Raw genomic sequence first — 24,347 nt, forward strand, 5'->3', positions numbered from 1 at the left:
AAACCGGTATCAAACCATCCTACTTTATTAAGCAGATTGAAAAAGAGCCTGACTTATTAATGAGTGCTTAATTTTTTATCAAAATTGGTAAATGCTTACCTTTGAGCATTCAAACAAAGTGCATTAATCTATGTATTATCTTTCCAGAGACCTTTACTTCCCTCCTGCCCGGCAAGCCTCACCCGAAGGTATTGTAGCCATAGGCGGCGATTTATCTCCCGAAAGATTACTGCTTGCCTACCACAACGGTATATTCCCGTGGTTTGAAGATGATGAACCCATACTATGGTGGTCCCCGCCGGAAAGAATGGTGCTTTTCCCTAACGAACTCAAGGTATCTAAAAGCATGCGTAATATTATAAACAGGGGGATTTTTAAAGTTACCTTTAATATCGCTTTTAGAGATGTGATTACTAACTGCCGTAACATAAAACGTGATGGGCAGCCCGGCACATGGATCACTCCCGAAATGGTAGAGGCCTACTGTGAACTTAACAGACTGGGTAAAGCAAAATCAGTAGAGGTATGGCAGGATGATAAACTTGTTGGCGGTCTATATGGTATAGACCTTGGCCATATATTTTGTGGCGAAAGTATGTTCTCTAAAGCATCTAATGCCAGCAAGATAGCCTTTATAGCTTTAGTCAAACAACTGGAAATGGCAGGGTATTTGCTTTTAGACTGTCAGGTATACAATGACCACCTTGCAAGTCTGGGTGCACGCGAAATATACCGTGAAGATTTTTTAGATATTCTAAAACGTTAAAATAAAACCACTTATACTTAAATAAAGTATATTTGCGCCCGTGAAAGAAAATTTCAAAAAAATATCATTATCATTAATTGCTCTTATATACCTGTTAGCAACAGGTATATCGGGCAATCATACGCTCGACTTTAATACTAACATAGTAAAGTCTAAGGAGCAGGTATTTTTCACTAAAACCGACTTCAAGTCTTCTTTCCATTCTGCTACAAACGAAACCAAGCTATTAGAAACTGATGCAAAAAAGGCCGACGTACCTTTTTATAGCATAACAAACAGTTTTAAAGCAATAACCTGGTTTATTCAGGACAACTATTCTCAATATCTGTTCAATAACGGAGATTCACTGCTCCGCTTTACTTCTACAGATATTATTTACCCTTTCCATTTTTTCTGGTAAACACCTAAGTCATTTTACAGTAGTCATTTTCATGACTAAAACTTTTACACGCCAACAGTAAAAACTGTATGGCTAACTCATTATAAACATATAACAATTCAAAAAATGGACTTAGGTACAGCAATAATAGGTGGTGTATTACTTTTAGTATGCATCATACCTATAGTAATAGCACATAACAGCAGTAATAAAAAATATAAAAAAACACTGGCAGCATTAAGCAATTATGCAGCAGAAAAATCATGTAAAATAAATCAACAGGATATTTGGATACATGCCGCTATTGGTATAGATACCCAAAATCGTATGCTGTTCTTTTTAAAAGGCGACAGTAACAAACATACTATAGAACATGTTGATTTAAATAAAATAGAGGAAAGCAGGGTTATCACTCCTGATAGCAGGGAAAAGTCAGACCGTATTAACAGGCTGGTACTGGAACTCCAACCGGCAAACAACAGTGAACAACCGGCAGCACTGGAGTTTTACAATGCTAATGTTTCCCTGCAGCTTGCAGATGAGCTGATACTGGCAAAAAAATGGAAACAGATAATTAATGATGTGGTAGGAGCCTAAAAACAAAAAGCCCACTCAATGAGTGGGCTTTTGTATTGTTGCAAATTCTTAAGCTTCAAATGGAACTATAGAAACAAAAGATTTGTTGTTAGCTTTTTTCTGGAACTTAACAACACCGTCAACTTTAGCATGTAAAGTATGATCTTTACCCATGTAAACGTTTTCACCCGGGTTGTGTTTAGAACCTCTTTGTCTAACGATAATGTTACCGGCAATAGCAGCCTGTCCACCATAAATCTTAACGCCTAGACGTTTCGACTCTGATTCTCTACCGTTCTTGGAACTACCGACACCTTTCTTGTGAGCCATGATGTTTTAGTTTTTAATTGTTAATTATTCTTCTGTAGCTTCCGCTTTTTTAGTCGCCTTTTTCTTAGTACCACCAGCTGTAATTCCTGAAATTACAATTTGTGTTAATGATTGACGGTGACCATTTTTAACTTTGTAACCTTTTCTTCTTTTCTTTTTGAAAACGATTACTTTGTCTCCTTTTAAGTGTTGTAACACTTTGGCTTCAACTGAAGCACCTTCTATAGCCGGGGCGCCAAGGGTAACTGTTCCGTTGTCATCAAGTAAAAGAACTTTTGCAAATGAAATTGCATCTCCTTCTTTACCTTCAAGACGGTGAACATAAACCTTTTGGTCTTTGCTAACTTTAAATTGCTGCCCTGCTATCTCTACGATTGCGTACATAACAATATGGTTTAATTAATTTTTTGAGTTTGCAAATATACAACTTAATATTTATCACACAACAGGTTAGCCCAAAAAAACAAAGTTAAAAATCACATTTGTAACACCCTAATTATCAATATTAAAAAAAAATAAACATTTATTGTAACAAATTGTCGAAATTGCATACCAATTAGCAAAATCAAAAATATTATTAATTTTTATGAAAAAATCTTTAATGGCTTTGGGTTCACTTCTTATGCTTAGCGGAGTAGCTTCGGCCCAAAAAGTAGCATTTGAGGAATACGATCTGGATAATGGCCTTCATGTTATCCTACATCAGGACAAATCGGCTCCTGTTATCGTTACATCAGTTATGTATCACGTAGGTTCTAAGGATGAAAACCCTGAGAGAACAGGATTTGCTCACTTTTTCGAACACCTTTTATTTGAAGGTACAGAAAACATCGCCCGTGGCGAATGGTTTAAAATAGTTACTGCAAACGGCGGTAACAACAATGCCAATACTTCTGACGACAGAACGTACTACTACGAGGTTTTCCCTTCTAACAACCTTGAGCTTGCCATTTGGATGGAATCTGAAAGGTTAATGCATCCGGTAATCAACCAAATTGGTGTTGATACTCAAAACGAGGTAGTAAAAGAGGAGAAAAGACTACGTGTAGACAACCAACCTTACGGTAACCTTATTGCACAGGTTAAAAAAAACCTGTTTAAAGTTCACCCATATCAGTGGGCTACTATAGGCTCTATGGATCACCTTGATGCCGCAACTCTTGAGGAGTTCCAGGCTTTCAACAAAAAATTCTATATTCCTAACAATGCCGTTTTAGTTGTAGCTGGTGATCTTGACATCAACCAAACTAAAAAATGGATAGACCAGTACTTTAGCGCTATTCCTAAAGGAACACCTATTTCACGTAAGCATTTTGAAGAAGCTCCTATAAAAGAAACTATTCACGCTACATACGAAGATCCTAACATTCAGCTTCCAATGGTTGTTGCTGCTTACAGAACTCCTTCTATGAAAACAAGAGATGCAAGAGTACTTGACATGATCTCAACACTTTTAAGCGGTGGTAAAAGTTCAAGAATGTACAAGAGAATTGTAGACAAAGAGAAAATGGCACTTCAAATGGGCGCTTTCAGCTACAATCAGGAAGACTACGGTTCTTATATCATTTACGGTATCCCAATGCAGGGTCACACAGCTGAAGAACTTGTTGCTGAAGCTGATAAAGAAATCGTAAAGCTTCAAACTGAGCTTATCTCTGAGAACGAAATGCAAAAACTTAAAAACCAGTACGAAAGTCAGTATGTTAACAGTAACTCAAGTATAGAGGGTGTAGCAGAAAATCTTGCAACTTACTACCTTCTTTACGGCGATGTTAACCTTATCAATACTGAAAACAGTATTTACCAAAGCATTACAAGAGAAGAAATCAGAGAAGTGGCTAAGAAATATCTTAACCCTAACCAAAGATTAATTCTTGATTACGTTCCAGCTACAGATAAAGCACAAAACTAAGCATACAGAAATATCATGAAAAAAGTTATATATATATTAGCCGGCTTGTTTTTATCAGTGACTTCAATGCAGGCTCAAGACAGACCAATGCCACAACCAGGTCCTGCCCCAACAGTAAACGTGGGTAAACCTGAAACTTTTAAACTTAAAAACGGTTTAAAAGTACTAGTTGTGGAAAACCACAAACTACCTAGAGTATCTTATACCCTTACAATGGATAACGCTCCTTATGCTGAAGGAAGCAAAAAAGGTGTTTCAGACCTTTTAAGCGCGGTAATAGGTAGTGGTACTAAAAAAATATCTAAAGAGAAATTCAATGAAGAAATTGACTTTTTAGGTGCCAACATCAACTTCTGGGCAAGTGGTGCTTCGGGAGGCGGGCTTTCAAAATACTCTAACAGAATACTTGAGTTAATGGCAGATGGCGCACTTAACCCTGTATTTACTCAGGAAGAGTTTGAAAAACAAAGAGATAAAATGATTGAAGGTCTTAAATCTGACGAGAAAAGCGTTCCTGCTGTATCGTCAAGAGTTACAGATCTTTTAATTTACGGTAAAAACCACCCTAATGGTGAGTATGTAACCGAAGAAACCCTTAACAACGTTACTCTTAACGATGTTGTTAACAACTACAACACTTACTTCGTTCCTGGTAATGCTTACCTTGTAGTAGTAGGTGACGTTAAAGTAAAAGATGTTAAAAAACAGGTAGAGAAATTATTCGGTTCATGGAAACCGGCTGTTGCTCCAAATGTAAGCTACACTGACCCTAAGGATGTTCAGTACACTCAAATCGACTTTGTTGATATGCCAAACGCTGTACAGTCTGAAATCTCTGTAGTAAACGTTTCTACACTTAAAATGACTGACAAAGATTACTTTGCTGCTATCCTTGCTAACCAAATTCTTGGTGGTGGTGGTGAAGGTCGTTTATTCCTTAACCTTCGTGAGGCTCACGGATGGACTTACGGTTCTTACTCTTCTCTTGGTGCTAACAAACGTGTTACTTCTTTCCGTGCTACTGCATCTGTAAGAAACAACGTTACTGACAGTGCTGTTGTCGAGATACTAAACGAGCTTAAGAAAATAAGAACTGACCTTGTAAGCGAGGAAGATCTTAAAAATGCTAAAGCTAAATACATAGGTAACTTTGTAATGCAGATTGAAAAACCATCTACAGTTGCAGGTTACGCCCTAAGAACAGAAACTCAAAATCTTCCTGAAGATTTCTACGAGAACTACATTAAGAACATTAATGCAGTAACTCCGGAAGACATCAGAAATGCTGCTCAGAAATACTTCAAGGTTAACAACGCAAGAATCGTTATTGTTGGTAAAGCTGCCGATGTATTACCGGGACTTGAAAGCCGTAACATTCCTATTAACTATTACGACAAGTTTGGTGCTCCTGCTTCAAAACCTGTACTTAACAAACCGGTTCCTGCAGGTGTAACTGCTAAAACTGTTTTAGAAAACTACATCAATGCTATTGGTGGTGAGAAAGCGGTTTCAAGTGTTAAATCTATCTCTGTGACCGCTTCAGGCTCTGTACAGGGAATGAATCTTGAGGTGTTCAAAAAAGTAACTTCAAGTAATAAAATGGCACAGGGACTTAGCGTAATGGGGCAAACTCAAAAAATGGTATTTGACGGAACTAAAGCTTTTGTTGTGGCTCAAGGTCAAACACAGGCTTTACCGGAAGATCAGGTAGCTGAGTTCAAAAAAGAAGCTTATCCTTTCCCTGAATTAAAAATGAAAGACGATACTTCTATAACTCTTAAAGGTATTGAAAGCTACAATGGTAGTGATGTATATGCTATTGTTAACGGAGATGCTACTATTTACTTTGACGTTAAAACCGGACTTAAAGTTGCTAAAATAGAAACAGCACAAGGTCCACAGGGAGAAGTAAGTGTTACAACTCCTTACAGCGATTACAAAGAAGTTAAAGGTGTTAAAATACCTTATAAAAGCTCAATAAACATTGGTATGGAAGTAGAACTTACTGTATCTGATGTAAAAATCAATGAAGGTGTTAGCGATGCTGACTTCCAATAATCATTAAAGATTTTTGATATACACAAAAGGCTGCCTATTGGCAGCCTTTTTTATTATGTAATTATAAACTTTATTTCCTTGCTGAGAAATATACTCCTACTAAAATTATAAGCGCTCCAAAACCCTGTGCAAGACTTAGCGACTCGTTATCCAACAGCCCCCATATACACGCCACAACCGGAATTAAATAGGTTACCGATGATGCAAATACAGGCGACGACATTTGTATAAGCCTAAAGAAAACTATATTAGCAATACCTGTACCTACTACCCCAAGTATAGCAATATACATCATGGCTTTTTGCGCTTCGGGATTTACTACAACATCTGAAAAGCCTGAACAAAACAATATAATTACAGCCGGAATAAGCATTACCGAAAAGTTACCCACACTAATACTAAGCGGGCTCAGATCTGACAGGTACTTCTTTATCAGGTTTACATTTAATGCATAGCATATTGTGGCTACCACAACAAACAAAGCATACAGGTAGTTTTGGTTAGGATTATCCATCGCTCCGTTGTATACCAATAATACACTTCCTATCAAACCTATAAAAACCCCAAAATACTGTCTCCTCTGGAACTGCAGCCCAAATAGTAGTGCCCCAATAACAAGCGTATTAAGCGGCACTAAGGAGTTTAATATAGCACTTACCGAACTGTTTATCTCGGTTTGCGCCACTGCAAACAGAAAAACAGGCATAAATGTACCTACCAGTGCCGTAAGGGAAATATACTTCCACTGTCCTAGCGGTATTGTTTTAAGACTCTTAAAACCTATAATTAAGAGGAACAGTCCGCAAAAAATAATGCGTAAAGCCCCCATCTGGAAAGCAGTTAACCCTTCAAGGCCACGCTTCATTAGTATAAACGAACTACCCCATACACATGCTAATACAATTAGCAAATACCATTTTAAATTTTTAGACTGCATGCTTTTTAACTTATTTTGCCCAAAAATCCGTTATTTAAAACTTCCCGACAATAGTTTTTTCATATTTTTGTAAACTCTTTTACACGAGTTTATTAACTACAACAGTATATATTATGAACAGTATTAAAAAAATTGCATTTTTTGCCCTTACGGCAGCCCTTTTTGCAAGTTGCAAAGACAATGCTAAAAACAATATGGAAGCTCCTGCAGAAGGAACTACTAATGATACTACAGCAACAGCTCACGAAACAGCTGCTAACCTTGAAACTACTACCTTTAAAATTGACGGTATGACATGCCCACAGGGATGTGCTGCCACAATTGAAAGTAAACTTGCAGGTATGGAAGGTGTACAGGACGCTAAAGTTGATTTTGAAAGCAAGACAGCTACCGTATCGTTTGACGCTTCAAAACAAACTCCTGAAACATTAGTTACTAAAGTTGAAGGAATTGCTGACGGTGCTTACAAAGTGTCAGACGTAAAATCTTCGGGAGATAAAGCTTACTACAGTGTAGATCAGGAAAAGGAAAAAGCTAAAAAAACAACTAAGAAAGCAGATGATAAATCATGCTCTTCTTCTGATGCAAAAAAAGAAGGTAAAAGCTGTTGTGGCGGAGCTAAAAAATGCTCATCTGAAACTAAGAAAGAAGGTACAATGTAATAATTCCTTTTTAAACGATATAAATAAAAAAAGCGGCTTAATAGCCGCTTTTTTTATTTCCATTGTATGCTTTCCATTAAGGTTCGCATATCATTTTTTATGTAGTTTGCCGCAGGCATTAACGAATCATAATTAGGTTTTACGTAAAAGTATAGTGATCCGCTTATAAAATGGCTCACACTATCCGTTACATAAAACTGAGCATTTGTAGCCGCATCCCCCCCTACCTCATAAAACATTCCGTACAGTTTTTTCTCAGGAATCATAAACGGCTGTTCCTGAATACCATCGGCCTTTATAACATGCTCATAAGTATGTTTTTGAACATCTCTTAAAAGTCTTTCCAAGTCATTGTGTATATCTTTATAAGTAAGATAAACTGTTGCTTTCATATCAGGATAACGGATGTCCAGATTACAATCACCCTTATCAACTATGGTAGCTTTAGAATTTACTGCAAAATCTAAAGCACATGCCTTATCATAAATCATGTAATCAGCCTCCTTATAGTCAAGCCTTAAATAAGCTTCGGGCTTAGGTACTACATCTTCTCCACATGATGTAAAAACTGCCATTGCCGGTAAAAGCACGCCTAAAGCAAAAAATCTTTTAATGGTATTCATTATATAAGTGTAACCTTAATTTGTTTAATCCTTCTCTTATCAACAGATTCGATGGTAAATATATTGCCATTAAAGCTAATTTTTTGACCTTTTTTAGGAAAATTTCCCGATATCTCTAAAATAAATCCGCCCAGGGTTTCGGCTTCCCCTTTTGCATCGTCAAACTCCTCCTCGTTAGCATCGGTAATCCTGTAAAAATCTTTCAGGCTTATCTTTCCGTCAAAAAGGTAATTATTATTATCTATTTTAGAGTATATAATATCTTCGTCGTCAAATTCATCGCTTATATCACCTACTATCTCCTCAAGGATATCTTCCAGACTAATAAGCCCCGATGTCCCTCCGTACTCATCCACAACAATAGCAAGGTGATTTTTCATTACCTGAAACTCCTTTAGCAAATCGTCGAGCATTTTATTTTCCGGCACAAAGAAAGCTGGTCTTATTATTTCCTGCCAGTTAAATTCATCCTTGTCGATATGCGGAATAAGATCCTTTACGAAAAGCACCCCTTCAATCTGGTCTATATTATCGTTATATACCGGAATCCTGGAAAAACCCTTATCTATAATTTTAGGGAAAATCTCCTGAAAGGTTTCCTCTATCTCCAGTGCAAATATGTCAATACGCGGACACATTACCTGCTTTACATCGGTATTCCCGAAAGATACAATACCCTGCAATATCTTCTGTTCCTCCTGTGTGGCATCGCCATAATCGGTAAGCTCTAATGCCTGCGAAAGCTGATCGACAGAGAAGTTGGTCTTTTTATTACCAAACCTCTTGTTAAGTGCCAGTGTCACTTCTCGCATAGGCACACTTATGGGAGACAGTAGTATATTAAGTAAGTATAAAGGATAAGCAATACTTTGGGAAAAACGGACGCTGTTTCTGGAAGCATACAGTTTAGGCATTACCTCACCAAACAAAAGCATGCAAAAGGTTACTAACAGTATTTCCAGCCCAAACTTCAGCAAGGGTGAAATAACATTAGAGAACAAGTTAGACGACAACCTGAAGAACAGGATAATCACTGCCAGATTAAACATGTTGTTTGTAATAACTATGGTAGCCAGTAACTTTTTAGGCTTATCAAGCAAGGTAGAGAGAAGCTTCCCTTTCTTAGGATTCTCTTCATTGATCTTATCAAGATCGTTTGGTGTTAACGAAAAAATGGCTACTTCTGTTCCCGACATGTAAGCGGAACATATTAGCAGGATAAGTATCCCTGCTACACCTATTAAAAGGTTATAATCTTGAAAGTAACTCGAGGGGTCAGGATCCAAAATAATACAAATTAGTTAAACAATCAGAACGGAAGATCATCATCAGGCGCCGGTACATTTTGCGATGCCGGGTTAGCATCCCTTGCAGGTTCGCCACCCTGTGTGTTACCATAGTTAGACTTAGCCGGTGCATTACCACCACCGTTGCCTTCAATATCCTTTTTTGTAGTTAAAAAGGTAAACTCGGTAACCTGAATTTCCGTTGTATACTTAGTGCTGCCGTCTTCAGCCTGCCATTGACGTGACTTAATACGGCCCTCAATATAAATTTTATCTCCTTTGGTGAGGTATTTTTCGCAAATCTCTGCCGCTTTATTCCTTACCACAAGGTTGTGCCATTCGGTAGAAGTAATTTTCTCGTTAGTCTGTTTGTTTATATACACCTCGTTTGTAGCAAGAGGAAATCTGCCTATGCAATTACCCCCCTCAAAATAATGCAGTTTTACATCATCTCCCAAGTGTCCTATAAGCATAACTTTATTTAACGTTCCGTTCATGGCTTTTACTGTGTTTACTCAAAAATACTAAAAATTAGTTACTATACCCAATGCTTATCTATAAAATTATGGATAACCACAGGGACAGGCAGACCTCTCAGTTCATCATGAGAAAGTGCGTTTTTTACTACACTATTGGTTTTCACCTCCCAAAACCTGATATACAGGTGCTGGTGTGAAAGTTTATGAATCACATTTACAGGCGTAAGTAATTTTATATCGGCTACCGGAAAATCAAATCCGGGAAAAGTATTTATTAATTGTATTGTTTCCTTTTCAGGCACTTCGGTTACCGTTTCCAGTAGCGGAAATTCATATAAATTATGCCATATCCCTTTTGCAGTACGTTTTTGCATAACCGAATTACCGTTAGCATCTTGAACTATAAGATAATTAAAGTAGCGATTGGTAACTTTTGTCTTTTTAAGCTTTACAGGCAACTCACTTACCCTGCCCGTAGCATAAGCTACACAATTAGTATTAAAAATACAACTGGAACAATCAGGACTCTTAGGCACACATTGCAGGGCACCAAATTCCATAATTGCCTGATTAAAGTCGGCAGCATTATCTTTAGGCAACTGGGAACCGGCAAGCTCCCTGAATTCGACTTTCGCCTGAGTGGAAGAAATATCGGTATCCACACCAAAATAGCGCGACAACACTCTGTACACATTACCATCTACCACTGGCACAGGTTCGCCATATGATATAGAGGCAATAGCCGCAGCGGTATAGTCGCCTACACCCTTTAGTTTTAAAAGCTCCTTATAGGTAGCAGGAAATTTTCCGTCAAGGTTATAAGCCACGTGTTTAGCAGTAGCATGCAGGTTACGGGCACGGGAATAATAGCCAAGTCCCTGCCATAGTTTAAGCACTTTTTCTTCGGGAGCATTTGCCAGATCAAACACGGTTGGAAAAGCTTCGGTAAAGCTTAAAAAGTAGGGTAATCCCTGAGCCACCCGCGTTTGCTGAAGCATAATTTCTGACAGCCATATAAAATAAGGATTGTCAGTTTTTCGCCACGGCAAATCGCGCTTATTTTGTAAATACCACTGAATTAGAGACTTATAAAAAACCATTATTACTTATTAGCCAACAAAAGTAAAAGTTTATGTTATTAAATTTTAATACATTAACATTGAATAATTGTTTTTTTAATTCATATATTTGCAAACTCAAAAATTTGGACAAGTAAAATATCTAAATACTTATAAATAAGAATAAAAATGACGAAAGCAGACATCGTAGCGAAAATCTCGGAAAAACTGGGTCTTGAAAAAGGTGATGTACAAGCAACAGTTGAGTCTTTTATGGAAGAAGTAAAAAACTCCCTGGAAACCGGAGATAATGTTTATCTAAGAGGTTTCGGTAGCTTTATTATTAAAACCCGTGCCGAGAAAACCGGTAGAAACATTTCTAAAAACACTACCATTAAAATCCCTGCACATAACATTCCGGCATTTAAACCAGCAAAAATATTCATTGACGGAGTAAAAATGAATACTGAAGTCAAAGTAAACTAATTATTAATCACTAAACCTTAACACTATGCCAAGTGGTAAAAAAAGAAAAAGACATAAGGTAGCGACTCACAAACGTAAAAAGAGAGCGAGAGCTAACCGTCACAAAAAGAAAAAGTAGTTTAATACTACTTTTTCTTTTTTAAGAATTAAGTTCATTGATATTGGCTTTACATAAAACTTTAAGGTACAACACGATAGACTCTAAACCTCGTTTAAAATCTGTTTTTAGCCTAAATTTTTAAAAAGCCGCCGGGTAATTTATACCTGTAAAAAAATTATTGTTTAATCCATCTGTATAGAGATTGGTTGATGATTGACAGTTGATAGTTGATGGCATTATAACTATGCCAACAACCAATAACCGACAACCGACAGCTAAAGCCATGCGGATAAAAATGTACAGTGTGAACAAGGAATTAATTATCAGATCCAGTTCAGAAGCCGTAGATTTTGCCTTATTAAAAGATGGAAAACTAATTGAATTACACAAGGAACAGGAAGATAAAAACAAGTTTTCTGTTGGCGATATATTTATAGCCAAAATAAGAAAACCGGTTGCCGGCCTTAATGCCGCCTTTGTAAATGTAGGCTTTGAAAAAGATGCCTTTTTACATTATCATGACCTGGGGCCTAATTTGCCCTCCCTGTTAAAATTCATAAAACTTGTAAGCGCAGGTAAAATAAAAGATTTCACCCTTAAAAACTTCCCTTTTGAAAAAGAGATCGACAAAGACGGAGCCATTACAGATGTATTGAGCGCCAATCAGTCGGTTTTGGTTCAGGTAGTTAAAGAACCCATATCTACAAAAGGCCCAAGGATAAGCTCAGAGCTTTCACTGGCCGGAAGATATGTAGTACTGGTTCCTTTCTCAGACAGGGTTTCAATTTCACAGAAAATTGACTCTAAAGAAGAAAAAGACCGATTAAAAAGACTGGTTCTGTCTATCAAACCAAAAGGTTTTGGTGTTATTGTGAGAACAGTAGCCGAAGGCAAAAAAGTAGCCGAACTGGATAAAGATTTACAAAACTTGCATGACAAATGGATTGCAATGTGTAAACGTATCCCTACAGCCCACCACCCTTCTAAAGTTTTGGGCGAAGTAAACAAGGTTTCCTCTATGCTAAGGGACATATTCAACGATACCTTTACCGGTATTCATGTTGATGATGAGGACCTATTTTATCAAACAAAGGACTATCTGCAGGAGATAGCTCCTCAAAAAGCGAATATCGTTAAGCTATACCAAAACAGGGATTTGCCACTGTTTGAAAAATACAGTATTGAAAGGCAAATTAAAACTTCATTTGGAAAAACCGTTTCCATGAGCAAAGGTGCCTACCTGATTATTGAGCATACCGAAGCACTGCACGTTATAGACGTGAACAGCGGTAACCGCTCTAACAAGGCACAAAGCCAGGAAGACACAGCACTTGAAGTAAACCTGATTGCTGCCGCAGAGATTGCAAGGCAGCTACGATTAAGGGATATGGGCGGGATTATAGTTGTCGATTTTATAGACATGTCTAATCCTGATAACCGAAAAACCCTTTACGATTTCCTTAAACAGGAAATGAGCGACGATAAAGCCAAACACAAGATCCTGCCTCCTAGTAAATTTGGGCTTATCCAAATTACAAGGCAACGCGTAAGGCCAGAGGTTAATATTAAAACCAGAGAAGAAGACCCTAACAAGGTTGCCGGAGAAATTGAAGCTCCTATACTGGTTGTAGACCGTATTACGGCCGAATTAGAAAGAATTGTTAAAAGCCATAAAAAAATAGTGCTTAACGCACACCCTTTTGTGGCAGCATACCTTACCAAAGGTTTTCCATCTATACGTTCAAAATGGTTTTTTGAACATAAAAAATGGGTGAAAATCATACCACGTGACGCTTACACGTATTTAGAATACCACTTTTTTGATAGCAAAGGAAACGCTATCAGCGAATAAAGTTTTAAAAACCGTTTCAATTTTTTTTGGAACGGTTTTTTTTGTTTTTATATTTAGTGTATTCCAATCAAACCATGAAACCACAAATTAAATATATCGAACTAAAATCGGGCTATAGCGACAATGGTCCCGCATGGATAGGGCTTGTTACTTTTTCAAAAACCGGACGTACCGTATATTTTAACGGAAAGGCTTTTAAAAGTCTAAAGGCTAAGGGTATAAGCGGTAATCACTATGATTTGGAAACCGGAGAGGAGTACCTCACCATTATTAACCGCGATGAGTTAAACCTCTCAAAATATACTATTACAGAAGTCATTACAAACGATATTAAAGAGCAGGCTTACCTTGTTGAAAACGAACAGGAGGAAGAAGAAACATTTACCCGTGAAATGCTTTTCAAAAACCCAAAGGAGCTTTCAAACTCAGAATTAAAGTCCGGCATAGATTATTTAAAAGAAAAGGAAACTGTAATTAAATACAACAAGGCAAGAAGAGGTTACAAAGAAACAAGAATAACATTTGAAGAGGAACTCACCAAAAGAATGAGGCAATAATCTCCGTCAAAATGTATCATACTACCCCACTTTTGTAAATCTTAAGATATATCACCTGTAATATTTAAAGCAGGAATATTGCTTAACTATAATTATTCGGCAGTCTCAACACCTATACCAAGAGCAATTACATTAGGCAAATAAGGCAGATTTGTTGTATTGGAAATAGTTATTGTATAATCCCCTTTGGCAAGGGTAAAATTTTCTTTTACGGTTTGTTCCAAATCACAAACATCTCCAATACATTCCGAATAACTCTTACCATTCCCGTCTGTTAACAATAAATCGGTCTTAATAATTTCTTCACTTCCGTCTGCTTTTTTAAAAGTAATCTCGACAGGAACCTTATCATATCCCGGTTCATGTACATGGGAAAACAGTATTTCAAGATTTGCCTTATCCACATCTTCATTAATTTGGAAAGAAAAACTTTTAGTATCGTTTTTTTCCCATCGGTTATTGTCAAAATCTTTTATGGTTTCACTAAATATTCCAAATTGGGTACACGAAGTTAGGATAAGTAGTGATAGCAGTAAAAACAGTTTTTTCATAGTGAGTTATGGTTTGTATAGTGTTTCAATATACATAATTTTCCATAAACCCAATCCTTATTCTATAACCGATTTAAGTTCCTTTCTGTACTGCGAAGCACTCTTTCCCGTAAACTCCTTAAAGGCTTTATTAAAATGACTGAAATTATTAAATCCGCTTTCGTAGCATACCTCGGTTATCCCAATGGGTTTTTCTGCGAGTAATTTAGAAGCGTGTACCACACGGTATTCGTTCACAAAGCGTGTAAATGTTTTATTAGTTATCTTTTTAAAGTATCGGCAAAAAGAAGGTACGGTCATACTCACCTTATCGGCTACCTCCTCCAGCGGAATCTGTTCCTTAAAATGATCTTTCACATAATTAAAAACAGTATTTAAGCGATTATTATCCTGCACCTGCATTTCCATAGTAAGCCCCTGTGCATTTAGCACTTTAAAATCAGATGCCATTTCCAGATCATTCAATATATCAAGCAGGGCAAGCAATCGTTTAAAATAAGGCATATCATTAAGCTCCTCTATTTTCTCCCCCAGTCTTGCTTTGGTTTCCTCGCCAAAAGCCAGTCCGGTTTTCGCTCTTTCAAAAAGATGCTGAATGTTTTTCATTTCGGGTATACCTAAAAACCCCTGTCCTAAAAAATCTGGCTTCATTTGTATTACCGTTTCATTCCTGTTTCCGGTAGTACTGTCGGTAAACCCACAGTGTGGCAGGTTACTACCAATGAGTATAAGGTCGCCATCAGTATAATAGGATAAATGCGTACCTATTTGCCGTTTACCCGAACCGCCGTTTACAAACACCAGCTCTATTTCAGGATGGTAATGCCAAACATGTGCTTTTACATTTGCACTCTGTACATACTGCGAGTAATAAAACGAACTGCCGAAAGCAGGTTCAATTACCTCAAAAGTAGCCTTTAGTGATTTCATGTTTTCGATTTTTTAGACTTCACAAAATTACCTAAAAATTACACATATTTACCAAAATTAACACTAAAACGTTTTAGTAAAGTTAATATAGTATATAAATTAGAAAATTGTGGAGTAATCATCACCACTTAAACATAGTAATTTAGCAACATAGAAACAGGAGTTGAACCTTAAAACTTTTAATTATGAAAAATTTTGCGAAAATTGGTTTAGCCTTAGCGATGTTATTAACAACGTTTGGTGTTAGTGCGGGTGAATATGATTTTTCACTGAAAGTGACAAACGAAACAGGAAAAACAGTTAGTTTTTCTGTTGTGGATGCAGAAACAGTTACGTTCTCTATATATAACAGTAAAGAAGAATTAATCTTTAACGAAAAAGTATCAGGATCTAACGCGATTAACAGAACGTATGACCTTACTGCTTTCCCTGAAGGTATTTACTACCTTGAGGCAGAAACTGCAGCAAAAGTGGCTCGTTATGAAATAAGCGTTGTAAAAGAAACTGCTTCTATTTCTGAAAAAGCTGTGGAAGAGACTTACAAACCGGTTATTTCTAAAAGTGGAGATACTTTTATTGTAACCGTTCCGGGTAAAGTAAATACTCCTGTAAACATCACACTTTATGATGAGAACAGCGGAGAGCTTTACAACCAGAACCTAAAAGATGGTAAAGTGGCTAAAAAATTCAATACTTCAAAAATTTTCTCAAAAGAATTCACTTTTGTAGTAAGCTATAACGACAAAATGTTCACAGAGACTATTTCAAAATAAACCCATAATTAATTCTGAATATGCGGCAGCTTCCTTTTTGATAAGGGAGCTGTTTTGCTTTTATTTACTTATTACTTCTATTTTACGTTTCAGTTCATGTCCCTGTTCATCGGTAACGGTTAGGTAATAACTCCCCGTTTGGGTTATTACAGGCATTTCATGAAACGTTTGGGTTTCTCCCAGGTATTGGTCGTCAAGATACCAAAAAAGCCTTGCATTTGCCCTTGTATGGGCTGCCTTAAGCACAATAGGTTGTAATTCCCCGTTAAAATCTTTAGTTAGATATACCTTGCTGTCATCTTTAGGATAAATAAAATCCATAACATTTGCTGTAGTACCGGTACAGTCATCCCTAAACGGAGGCAGTGAAACATAGTTAAGGTGGTTACTCCTGTAATACCATTCCATTACCGGAGGCAATACAAACCATGATTTGGTTACTATATTATCTACACTTTCACAATTACTGTTAACCTGATACTGCCCGTCGGTATCCAAATGCACCAGCCTGTGATACGGACAGGTTTCGGTTTGCCTGTGGCTTACAGGAATCCATTGTTTGGAAACAGGACAGTCCGGCCCAGCCAAATGCCCGCTCAACGCACAAATATCAGCTTCTTCCAAATCGTTATAGGGTGTTTCAAACCAGTTTTTAGGTCTTGGCATAAGGTTAAACACATCAAAAAGTACCGGGGCAGCACTTCCTACCCCGGTAAGGCTTGGTCTTCCCTCACCCGACGCATTACCTACCCATACACCAACCACATATCTCGAATTGGTACCTATGGCCCAGGCATCACGCCCGCCAAAACTGGTTCCTGTTTTCCAAGCTATCTCAAGGGATGAATCATAAAACTTCCAGGCTTCATCACCCTCAGGGCGGTTTACCTCTTTCATGGCATTATAAGTAAGCCATATTGATCCGGCACCTAATAACGGCTTACTGAAGCCCTCATCTCCAAAATCCCTTTTTACACTACTATCCCAGTTAAGATCTACAAACTCATTCTCCCTGTATTTGGCATCATGGGCATTGTAGTAATTAAGCGTGGAGCTCAACCCGGCATAAGCACGGCATAAATCCCATAAGTTAGATTCGGCACCTCCCAGTATAAGCGATAGTCCATAGTGGTTAGGGTGCTGTTTTATATCCGATAATTTCAGTCGTTGCAACTGTTCGTAAAAACGATAAATCCCATAGTCCTTCAGCATAAGTACCGCAGGAACATTTAACGACCTTGCCAATGCCTTTTGTGCGGGTACGGCTCCGTCATACGTATTATTGAAATTTTTAGGACTATACCCCGATATGTATGTAGGTACATCAGCCACCAAGGTATTAGGTAATAGTTCGCCATCATTTAGCATGGAAGCAAACAGTAATGGTTTTAATACACTCCCCGTACTCCTTGGCGCAGGAATAATATCAACATCCTTTTGATGCGCCTTATTCGTGGGAGAGTTACCCACATAAGCTATAATATCCCTTGTTTTTACATCTACTACCAGTATGGCAAGATTATAAATCTCGGTTTGCTTGTATTCGCCATAATAACGGGCAGCAATCTGGTTTACCCTGTTTTGTATCCTGTTACTTACTGTGGTTTTTATACGTTGTCCTTCGTGGGTTTTGGCTATATTCTGTAACAGGTGCTGTGCCGCCTGCGGAAGTTCATACGGTTTTTGCGGAAGTTCTTCCAGTATGGAAAGTTCGTAGGTATCCTTGTCAATTATCTCTTCCTCATACAGCTTTTTTAATAGCCTGTTACGTTTGTTTAGTAACCTTTGCTGGTTTTTACCTGGATAGATAAGGCTTGGAGCATTAGGCAATACTGCAAGCGTAGCCGTTTCTGCCCATGATAACTGATGTGGCTGAACACCGAAATAACGCCATGATGCCATTTCCAGCCCTACCACATTACCTCCATAAGGTGCGTGTGCCGCATACAGGTTTAGTATATCATCCTTACTGCACCTAAACTCAAGGCGGGTTGCCAATATAAGCTCAATAAATTTTTCAAAGTAACTGCGCTTTTTACCGTCTCTTGAAAGGCGTATTACCTGCTGGGTAAGGGTACTGCCGCCCCTAACCACTTTGCCTGCCCTGTAATTTTGCCCTATAGCCTTAACAATGGCTACAGGATTAAAACCGGGATGACTGTAAAAATACTGATCCTCAAAGTAAACAATACACTTTTTGAATTTGTAAGGCACACTGTCCTGAGCAGGAAAGCGCCATTGCCCGTCGGCAGCGATACGTGCCGAAAGCAAATCACCCTCTGCACTTTCAATCACTGTTGAGTAAGGTTCCTGAAAAAGTACTTTTGGTAAAGAAAAATAATAGATAAGCAGCAGGATAAAACCTATTCCCAGTTTTATCCTGCGCTTTTTAATCCAGTTTATTATTGCTGTTTTTCTACTTTCACCCATTGTCCTTTCGTTCTCGCTATATACGAGTCATCATACATTGCCTCACACTGTACACCCGGCAGGTAATAACTTCCCGGATAAGACGCATTAAGCAGTATCCTGAATGTTTTGGTTTGATGCGGAGTTATTGTGAAATAGAAATTAGTCCTATCGTCTCTTATATCAGTATAATCCACCTTGTTTTCGGTAGCTTCTCCAAAGTCGGTAAACCTTGTGTTCACTATTTCCCAACCCGAAGGTACTATTTGGGTAAGTGCCACATTATCTACCCTGTCTCCTGTAGTATTGGTTACATATACCTCAGCAACAAACTCGGTTCCCTGTGCAAGGGAAACAGGATCAATACTATTACCGGCTCTGTCCTTAAAGTTTATTCTTGTAGTAAATCCTTTTTGTTCGGTTTGTTCCTGCCCTACAGGTAATATACCACTGTAAACCACTTTTACATACAACGTTGCCGCTTTGTTATTTTTAACCGTTACCGAATTATTAGCCGATACCGTAAGCGCCCTGTCGGCAAACGTTTTACCTGTTGTAATGTTTTGCGTCTTCCCGGCACTGGTATAGGCTACATCAATACCCTTACCGCCATTCTCTTTAGCGAATTTAGACATCGCATACAAACAGTAAGCCGTAGTTTGCGTACTCATCCATTCTTTAGACGATAAGGCTTCTGCAAGCTTGTTAGCCACATCAAATGCTTTTTGTTTCTGTCCTAAAACAACCAGTGTTTCCAGCGCCATAGCCCTGTTACGCTCTGCCGAGCCATAGTAGTAATAATGGCCTCTTCCGCTACTGTAATCACTATCTATATTGCTTTGGTTTAGTAATGACTGTCCTGTGTTTTTCTGTCCGGCAAGGGCATAAGCGGCTGCAAGCCTTAATTTGGCTTGGTTGCTTATTCCTCTTGTTTCCCTTAACCTGTTCATTGACGACAGGTCGGCAGCTCCTGCAAGCGCCAGTGTATATAACCTGTAAGCCTGTGCAAAATCGTTATGATAGCCTTCGCTGTAACGCCACTGTCTTGCCATTTTCTTTTGGTACGACAGCCATTGCTTTTTAGCATTTAACGGTAAAGCGTAGCCTTTTTTCTCTGCTTCTATAAGGAAGTGCCCTACGTAACTTGAACCCCAGTCGTCCGGATTTTCATTACCCGGCCAGTACACAAAACCTCCGCTTGCTACCTGGAATTGCGCCAGTCTTTCTATACCGGCAGCAACGTTACGTTGTATTTTCTGTTTTCTTGCCTCATCTATATCGGCAATATCACTTAGGTATAACTGTGGGAACACACTTGATGTGGTTTGCTCTAAACATCCGTGCGGATACTGTATAAGGTAATCCAGTCTTCTGTTAAAATCGATTGAAGGGAATGAAGAAACCTCCAGTTTAGCTTTGTTACTTCCCGGTATACCAAAAGATTCCCAGTCTATCGTTGCGGTACTGTTAGGATCAAGCACCACTGTTTTAAAGTCGGTCGTTACAGGATTAGGATTCATTATATCCAGCTCCACCTCATAGCTTGCCTTTTCACTACCCGAGAAGGCCTGTATTTCAACCTTACCAATACCGGTTAGATTACCCACTTCAAGATCAAAGTAAGCCACTTTCTCATCCGGACTGTTAAACGATACGGTTTGTTTTGCCGAGCCATTCACTATAAATCCGTTATTGGTTTTTACCTGTACGGTTACATTCTTAACATGTTTCTCCATGGCAAATACCGTTACCGGAAGGGTTACCTTCTCGCCCGGTGTTACTTTTCTTGGTAATGATGCCAACAGCATTAACGGACTCCTTACCGGAGTTGCTTTCTCTGCGCTTCCGTAAGCACTTTGATCCTTGTTTGAAGCCACCACCATAGTACGTACAGAACCTACATATTTTGGCAATGTGATTTCGTGTGATTTTGTTTCTCCCTTACCAATAGTAAACGGACCTAAATACACCACTACAGGTTTAAATCGGTTGGCTTTTTTAGCCTTACCACCACCAAGGTCTTCGTCACCACCTATACTGAATATCTGGTTTACCTTACCTCCGTAAGCTCCTATAACATCGTCATACACATCCCATGTTTTAACCCCAAGTGCTTCTTTAGCATAGAAACTGTTCCATGCGTTAGGCGTTTTAAAGCGGGTAAGATCTAAAAGACCTTCGTCTACAATAGCCAATGTATAGGTCATTCCCTTACCTGTTTTCTCATTTACCTTAACAGTAAATTTCTGTTCCGGTCTTAGTACGTCCGGCATGCTTATTTGCGGTTCCAGTATGGTGTTTTTATCTACCACCTCAATAGGGATAATACCATACAGCCTTATTGGCGAATCGTTTTTACTTGTTGCGTGCGGCTGAATCATGGTAACGTTCACATACACATTAGGTGCCATTTTTGCCGTTACCGGAATCTCCATCTGGGTTTCGCCTTTTTCGGTTTTCACCCAATAGGTTTCAAGCACTTTTGATCCGTTCTCTAACGAAACCAAAGCCCTGCCTCCCTCACTTGACGGGAAGGAAACTTTTACTTTTTCGCCTACACTGTATTTCTCTTTATCAGTAGTAAATACCAGCATTTTTGCCTCATCACCACCGTTGTTCTTAGTACGCCCGGACCAGTATGGGTAATCTATAAGTATGGTTCCACCTGCCGAGTGCCCGCCATCTTCATCAGTAACTCTGATAAGGAACCTGCCCCATTCGTTTTTATCGGTAGAGAAATTAAAGCTTGCCTTACCATTAGCATCGGTAGTGATTTCGGTTTCATAGTACGGAGTATTTGATATCGCCGAACTGTATGAAGACACATTACCGTGAGAGGCATCCCACCACCAGCTCCATCTTACCTTAAATACTTTAGCTGTAAGTTGTCGCTTAGCTTTAGGTTTACCGTTATCACTTACGGTTGCTACCTCAATTTTATTGCTCTTACCGTTTTCCAGTATACCATATTTGTTTCCTTCCGGAAGCCTAACTCCTACATAGGTATCATAAGGTGAATAAGTAGATGTTATAACATCGGTACTAAAGTCACCGCCTTTCTCATAGGCCTTGGTCATGATTACCGTTTTAAGCATACCCGGTGCACGTACCTGCAGTTTAGGCTGTAGTGTTACTGTTGCCGTACCGTTAGCATCAGTCTTACCGGCAAAAATGTTCATTTCCTCGGTACTGAATCGTTGTGCCGGGTCGTCAAACTGATAGTTTACATAACCTTTAAATGTAGTTTTCTGGTTCAGAAATTTCGCCTGCATTTCCAGTTTCAGGTCTTTTGCCACAGCTCCGTGTAACCAGGCCACATCTACCTTAGCCACATTTTTTTGTGAAGCATATATAGTTTTACCGTCAAAACCGTTTTTGATTTTAAGCCTGTTTGGCTTAATGGTTTCAATTTTTATGCTTTTATAGAATTTAGCCCCTCCTACAGATACCACAGCCTGCCAGTTTCCTGTTGGTGCCGACTGCTGCGTTGGTACAATGAACTTATAATGATTTTTAGCACTGTGCGACTGTACCGTTTCATAAACCATTTTACCGTTAGGGTCACTCAGTCTAAGTTTTATAGGGTGTGATGGTGGCAGTTTAGCCGCTTTATCATTTAGTATAAAGCCAATGAACAAAGTATCTCCCGGACGCCATACACCACGCTCGCCATATACATAGCCTTTAAGTCCTTTTTGCAGGCGGGTACCGTCTACATCAAAATTACTTACCGATTGTGAGTTACCCTCGCCCATTTTCACATAGGTCGTATTATCGCCTTTTTTAACTATGGCAAAATAAGCATGCTTATCACTGGTTAAGGTAATGGCTCCGTCGCCGTTTGTTTCGCCCTCTGCCAGTTTTTGCTGCTGGTAGTTGTAAATGGCTACTTTTGCTCCGGCTACAGCCTCAGTGGTAATTATACTGCTTACTGCAAAATAATAACTGTTGTCCTCACCACGCTTAGCAATAACACCAAGATCACTAGCCAGTACATTAGTAGCTATATCCCTGTTATAGAAATAAGATTTAGTGCAAGGGTTGTCTCTATCCCTCCAGTCGTAATCATAATCGTAGTAGTCGTAATAATCATAATCACCTCTCATACCAGGGTAGTACTCTTCCAGTTCCTGGTCTTCTTCAGCTTCTGCATCATCACTTTCTTCAGTCGATTCACCCGAATCACATCTGTATAGCGAATAGGCTTTTTTAATTCCCATTTCTACCCTGTATATGGCTCCCTTTTCAGGCGTTATGATGGTTGAAAGATCCAGCGCATAGGAGTTCCACTTGCTGTAATCAGCCATCTTATCAGTATTCAGTGTAATTGTTTTTTTAGCAACCGGTAGGGCCACGTTCCTTATATAACTTCCGTTAATTTCGTTTTCCTGCAAAAACTGAAGTATATTGTTTTCATATATCCTGTATACCTTAACATCTACTGCACTAAGGTTTACCGCCTGGAAATTAAGTTTAAGGTTATTAGAACCCGGCAGTATAGTACCGCTCTTTAAAAATTTCACTTCAGGCTTTAACTGCTCAAACAGTACTTTGGTAGAGTAGGTTTCCTTTGTTTTATAACCATCTGTACTTTCTATACCCTGAAAAACCTCAACCAATAAGCTACCTGTTAATGCATCTGAAAAGAATACTTTTAACAGGTTACCGTCTACCGAAAACTTAAGGTTACTTACTCCCTGTACCGATACCAGTCCGTCAAAATTCTGCTCTTTTTTAAGCGGGTCTGAAAAGTTAATATACATTACCTGACTATCGGCAAGAGAAACATCTATACCGATAACCTTAAAGTTATTTTTTCCCGGAATGGTAAATTCTTCCGATCCTTCCCTGTCAATATCAAAGGGCTTACCGTTCCATATAATTTTTATATTGGAGTCTTCCTCCTGTCGCTGTATACTGTCTATTATAAAAGGAAACTCTGTTTGTGAAGCCAGCTTCTCGTCAAAACGGATAGCCAGTTGCCTGCCATCCTGTTCGGCCCTTACCAGTTTTTTTGCCGTAGCGGCATCAATGTAATCACTGGTTCTGAGCTCGGCATTAAGAAACTGAACGTCTTTGCTGTACGACTGTAAATCTTTTGTGGTTACCATAAAGTCCTGCTCCAGCGTTTTTACGATGAAGTTAAAATCCTTCAGTTCTTTAGGCAGGTCTATAAATTCAGACAGATGCAGGGTAACCCTGTACTCTGTACCTGATTTAAGAGGCTGATCCGGCTTAAAAGCAATCATGTTACCCGGAAGATAAATTACTTTACCCGCTACCGAAGGCGATATACTGTAATAATCGCTGTCCAGTTCCTGGTTTAACTGCCATTCCTTTTTATCAAATGCTAATCCCACACCAATATCGGCATGTGTGGATATTACTCCCGAGGTGAAACTCGTAATGTATTCCCTGTATTGGGAGAAATCAGACTCAAAATCTTCAGAAGATTTTTTCGAACACGAATGCAAAATGGCGACAGCTGCAAAAAGCAGTATCAGCTTAAAGGTTTTCATAGGCCGGTATGGTTTGTTTTACAGATAGTTACAACATAAAGCTATAACTAAAACAGGATTGGTTTTATTGTAGTAAATTTATGATTAATTCATTAAAAATCAGC

Annotated in this window: 21 protein-coding genes; 10 read left to right on the forward strand and 11 right to left on the reverse strand. The window is 38.6% G+C overall.

The window, feature by feature from the left end:
- The first annotated feature begins 130 nt into the window (after positions 1-130).
- From aat to Q763_RS13340, 3 genes are all read left to right on the forward strand, one after another.
- Entirely contained in the window at positions 131-766 is a 636-nt protein-coding gene (gene aat / locus Q763_RS13330; protein WP_035135149.1) for a leucyl/phenylalanyl-tRNA--protein transferase, read from the forward strand.
- A 40-nt stretch (positions 767-806) separates the two neighbouring features.
- Positions 807-1,166: a hypothetical protein gene (locus Q763_RS13335; RefSeq protein ID WP_035135151.1), complete on the forward strand. Its 360-nt coding sequence runs from the start codon at positions 807-809 to the stop codon at positions 1,164-1,166.
- Positions 1,167-1,271: 105 nt separating this feature from the next.
- A complete protein-coding gene (locus tag Q763_RS13340) occupies positions 1,272-1,742 on the forward strand; it encodes a hypothetical protein (RefSeq protein WP_035135153.1) in 471 nt (156 codons plus the stop codon).
- Positions 1,743-1,790: 48 nt separating this feature from the next.
- Here the strand turns inward: Q763_RS13340 and rpmA are convergent, their stop codons facing one another.
- Positions 1,791-2,051, reverse strand: a complete 261-nt coding sequence (rpmA, locus tag Q763_RS13345; RefSeq protein WP_035135155.1) for a 50S ribosomal protein L27 — start codon at positions 2,049-2,051, stop codon at positions 1,791-1,793.
- A 24-nt stretch (positions 2,052-2,075) separates the two neighbouring features.
- Entirely contained in the window at positions 2,076-2,435 is a 360-nt protein-coding gene (gene rplU, locus Q763_RS13350; RefSeq protein ID WP_035135157.1) for a 50S ribosomal protein L21, read from the reverse strand.
- Positions 2,436-2,637: 202 nt separating this feature from the next.
- On the opposite strand from rplU, the gene Q763_RS13355 reads away from it, so the two are divergent.
- Together Q763_RS13355 and Q763_RS13360 are read left to right on the forward strand one after the other, a co-directional pair.
- Positions 2,638-3,963, forward strand: a complete 1,326-nt coding sequence (locus tag Q763_RS13355; protein WP_035135158.1) for a M16 family metallopeptidase — start codon at positions 2,638-2,640, stop codon at positions 3,961-3,963.
- 15 nt (positions 3,964-3,978) lie between these two features.
- On the forward strand, positions 3,979-6,021 hold the full coding sequence (locus tag Q763_RS13360) for a M16 family metallopeptidase (RefSeq protein WP_035135160.1): 2,043 nt from the start codon (positions 3,979-3,981) through the stop codon (positions 6,019-6,021).
- A 70-nt stretch (positions 6,022-6,091) separates the two neighbouring features.
- Here Q763_RS13360 and Q763_RS13365 read toward each other — a convergent pair whose 3' ends face one another.
- Positions 6,092-6,958 carry a DMT family transporter gene (locus tag Q763_RS13365; RefSeq protein WP_035135162.1) on the reverse strand — a complete coding sequence of 289 codons (867 nt, stop codon included), beginning with the start codon at positions 6,956-6,958 and terminating at the stop codon, positions 6,092-6,094.
- Between the two features lie 113 nt (positions 6,959-7,071).
- Here Q763_RS13365 and Q763_RS13370 point away from each other — a divergent pair, with 113 nt between their 5' ends.
- The gene (locus Q763_RS13370) at positions 7,072-7,620 is read left to right on the forward strand and encodes a heavy-metal-associated domain-containing protein (protein WP_084596074.1); all 549 of its coding nucleotides are present in this window, start codon (positions 7,072-7,074) and stop codon (positions 7,618-7,620) included.
- A 53-nt stretch (positions 7,621-7,673) separates the two neighbouring features.
- On the opposite strand, the gene gldD is transcribed toward Q763_RS13370, so the two are convergent.
- The 4 genes from gldD to mutY are packed head-to-tail and all read right to left on the reverse strand — an operon-like array spanning position 7,674 to position 11,108.
- Positions 7,674-8,243 carry a gliding motility lipoprotein GldD gene (gene gldD, locus Q763_RS13375; protein WP_035135163.1) on the reverse strand — a complete coding sequence of 190 codons (570 nt, stop codon included), beginning with the start codon at positions 8,241-8,243 and terminating at the stop codon, positions 7,674-7,676.
- On the reverse strand, positions 8,243-9,529 hold the full coding sequence (locus tag Q763_RS13380; protein WP_035135164.1) for a gliding motility-associated protein GldE: 1,287 nt from the start codon (positions 9,527-9,529) through the stop codon (positions 8,243-8,245). Before Q763_RS13380 ends, gldD begins: the two co-directional genes overlap by 1 nt.
- 23 nt (positions 9,530-9,552) lie before the next feature.
- Complete coding sequence (locus tag Q763_RS13385; RefSeq protein ID WP_035135165.1) at positions 9,553-10,026, reverse strand: single-stranded DNA-binding protein; 474 nt, start codon at positions 10,024-10,026, stop codon at positions 9,553-9,555.
- Positions 10,027-10,067: 41 nt separating this feature from the next.
- Complete coding sequence (mutY, locus tag Q763_RS13390; protein ID WP_035135167.1) at positions 10,068-11,108, reverse strand: A/G-specific adenine glycosylase; 1,041 nt, start codon at positions 11,106-11,108, stop codon at positions 10,068-10,070.
- 147 nt (positions 11,109-11,255) lie between these two features.
- On the opposite strand from mutY, the gene Q763_RS13395 reads away from it, so the two are divergent.
- The 3 genes from Q763_RS13395 (at position 11,256) to Q763_RS17970 (ending at position 14,061) form a co-directional block, all read left to right on the forward strand.
- A complete protein-coding gene (locus Q763_RS13395) occupies positions 11,256-11,552 on the forward strand; it encodes an HU family DNA-binding protein (RefSeq protein WP_035135169.1) in 297 nt (98 codons plus the stop codon).
- A 395-nt stretch (positions 11,553-11,947) separates the two neighbouring features.
- Complete coding sequence (locus tag Q763_RS13400; RefSeq protein WP_157484091.1) at positions 11,948-13,504, forward strand: Rne/Rng family ribonuclease; 1,557 nt, start codon at positions 11,948-11,950, stop codon at positions 13,502-13,504.
- A gap of 74 nt (positions 13,505-13,578) precedes the next feature.
- Positions 13,579-14,061, forward strand: coding sequence for a hypothetical protein (locus Q763_RS17970; RefSeq protein WP_052123445.1), 483 nt, complete (start codon positions 13,579-13,581; stop codon positions 14,059-14,061).
- Between the two features lie 92 nt (positions 14,062-14,153).
- On the opposite strand, the gene Q763_RS13410 is transcribed toward Q763_RS17970, so the two are convergent.
- Both Q763_RS13410 and Q763_RS13415 read right to left on the reverse strand, forming a co-directional pair.
- On the reverse strand, positions 14,154-14,612 hold the full coding sequence (locus Q763_RS13410; RefSeq protein WP_035135171.1) for a gliding motility lipoprotein GldH family protein: 459 nt from the start codon (positions 14,610-14,612) through the stop codon (positions 14,154-14,156).
- Between the two features lie 57 nt (positions 14,613-14,669).
- Positions 14,670-15,542 (reverse strand): AraC family transcriptional regulator, encoded by an 873-nt coding sequence (locus Q763_RS13415; protein WP_035135172.1) that lies wholly within the window; start codon positions 15,540-15,542, stop codon positions 14,670-14,672.
- A gap of 185 nt (positions 15,543-15,727) precedes the next feature.
- Here Q763_RS13415 and Q763_RS13420 point away from each other — a divergent pair, with 185 nt between their 5' ends.
- Complete coding sequence (locus Q763_RS13420) at positions 15,728-16,315, forward strand: hypothetical protein (RefSeq protein WP_157499440.1); 588 nt, start codon at positions 15,728-15,730, stop codon at positions 16,313-16,315.
- A gap of 60 nt (positions 16,316-16,375) precedes the next feature.
- On the opposite strand, the gene pbpC is transcribed toward Q763_RS13420, so the two are convergent.
- Positions 16,376-18,745 carry a penicillin-binding protein 1C gene (pbpC, locus tag Q763_RS13425; protein WP_035135176.1) on the reverse strand — a complete coding sequence of 790 codons (2,370 nt, stop codon included), beginning with the start codon at positions 18,743-18,745 and terminating at the stop codon, positions 16,376-16,378.
- Positions 18,718-24,243 (reverse strand): alpha-2-macroglobulin family protein, encoded by a 5,526-nt coding sequence (locus tag Q763_RS13430; protein ID WP_035135178.1) that lies wholly within the window; start codon positions 24,241-24,243, stop codon positions 18,718-18,720. Before Q763_RS13430 ends, pbpC begins: the two co-directional genes overlap by 28 nt.
- Positions 24,244-24,347 lie beyond the last annotated feature (104 nt).

This window comes from Flavobacterium beibuense F44-8 (genome assembly GCF_000769915.1).
Classification (GTDB): domain Bacteria; phylum Bacteroidota; class Bacteroidia; order Flavobacteriales; family Flavobacteriaceae; genus Flavobacterium; species Flavobacterium beibuense.

Coding starts and splice junctions, on each gene's coding strand:
- Q763_RS13385 (WP_035135165.1), bottom strand. CDS start 10,026: ATGAACGGAACGTTAAATAAAGTTATGCTTATAGGACACTTGGGAGAT.
- gldD (WP_035135163.1), bottom strand. CDS start 8,243: ATGAATACCATTAAAAGATTTTTTGCTTTAGGCGTGCTTTTACCGGCA.
- mutY (WP_035135167.1), bottom strand. CDS start 11,108: ATGGTTTTTTATAAGTCTCTAATTCAGTGGTATTTACAAAATAAGCGC.
- Q763_RS13400 (WP_157484091.1), top strand. CDS start 11,948: ATGTACAGTGTGAACAAGGAATTAATTATCAGATCCAGTTCAGAAGCC.
- Q763_RS13395 (WP_035135169.1), top strand. CDS start 11,256: ATGACGAAAGCAGACATCGTAGCGAAAATCTCGGAAAAACTGGGTCTT.
- Q763_RS13420 (WP_157499440.1), top strand. CDS start 15,728: ATGAAAAATTTTGCGAAAATTGGTTTAGCCTTAGCGATGTTATTAACA.
- aat (WP_035135149.1), top strand. CDS start 131: ATGTATTATCTTTCCAGAGACCTTTACTTCCCTCCTGCCCGGCAAGCC.
- Q763_RS13430 (WP_035135178.1), bottom strand. CDS start 24,243: ATGAAAACCTTTAAGCTGATACTGCTTTTTGCAGCTGTCGCCATTTTG.
- Q763_RS13415 (WP_035135172.1), bottom strand. CDS start 15,542: ATGAAATCACTAAAGGCTACTTTTGAGGTAATTGAACCTGCTTTCGGC.
- Q763_RS13365 (WP_035135162.1), bottom strand. CDS start 6,958: ATGCAGTCTAAAAATTTAAAATGGTATTTGCTAATTGTATTAGCATGT.
- rplU (WP_035135157.1), bottom strand. CDS start 2,435: ATGTACGCAATCGTAGAGATAGCAGGGCAGCAATTTAAAGTTAGCAAA.
- Q763_RS17970 (WP_052123445.1), top strand. CDS start 13,579: ATGAAACCACAAATTAAATATATCGAACTAAAATCGGGCTATAGCGAC.
- Q763_RS13360 (WP_035135160.1), top strand. CDS start 3,979: ATGAAAAAAGTTATATATATATTAGCCGGCTTGTTTTTATCAGTGACT.
- Q763_RS13355 (WP_035135158.1), top strand. CDS start 2,638: ATGAAAAAATCTTTAATGGCTTTGGGTTCACTTCTTATGCTTAGCGGA.
- Q763_RS13410 (WP_035135171.1), bottom strand. CDS start 14,612: ATGAAAAAACTGTTTTTACTGCTATCACTACTTATCCTAACTTCGTGT.
- pbpC (WP_035135176.1), bottom strand. CDS start 18,745: ATGGGTGAAAGTAGAAAAACAGCAATAATAAACTGGATTAAAAAGCGC.
- Q763_RS13340 (WP_035135153.1), top strand. CDS start 1,272: ATGGACTTAGGTACAGCAATAATAGGTGGTGTATTACTTTTAGTATGC.
- rpmA (WP_035135155.1), bottom strand. CDS start 2,051: ATGGCTCACAAGAAAGGTGTCGGTAGTTCCAAGAACGGTAGAGAATCA.
- Q763_RS13370 (WP_084596074.1), top strand. CDS start 7,072: ATGAACAGTATTAAAAAAATTGCATTTTTTGCCCTTACGGCAGCCCTT.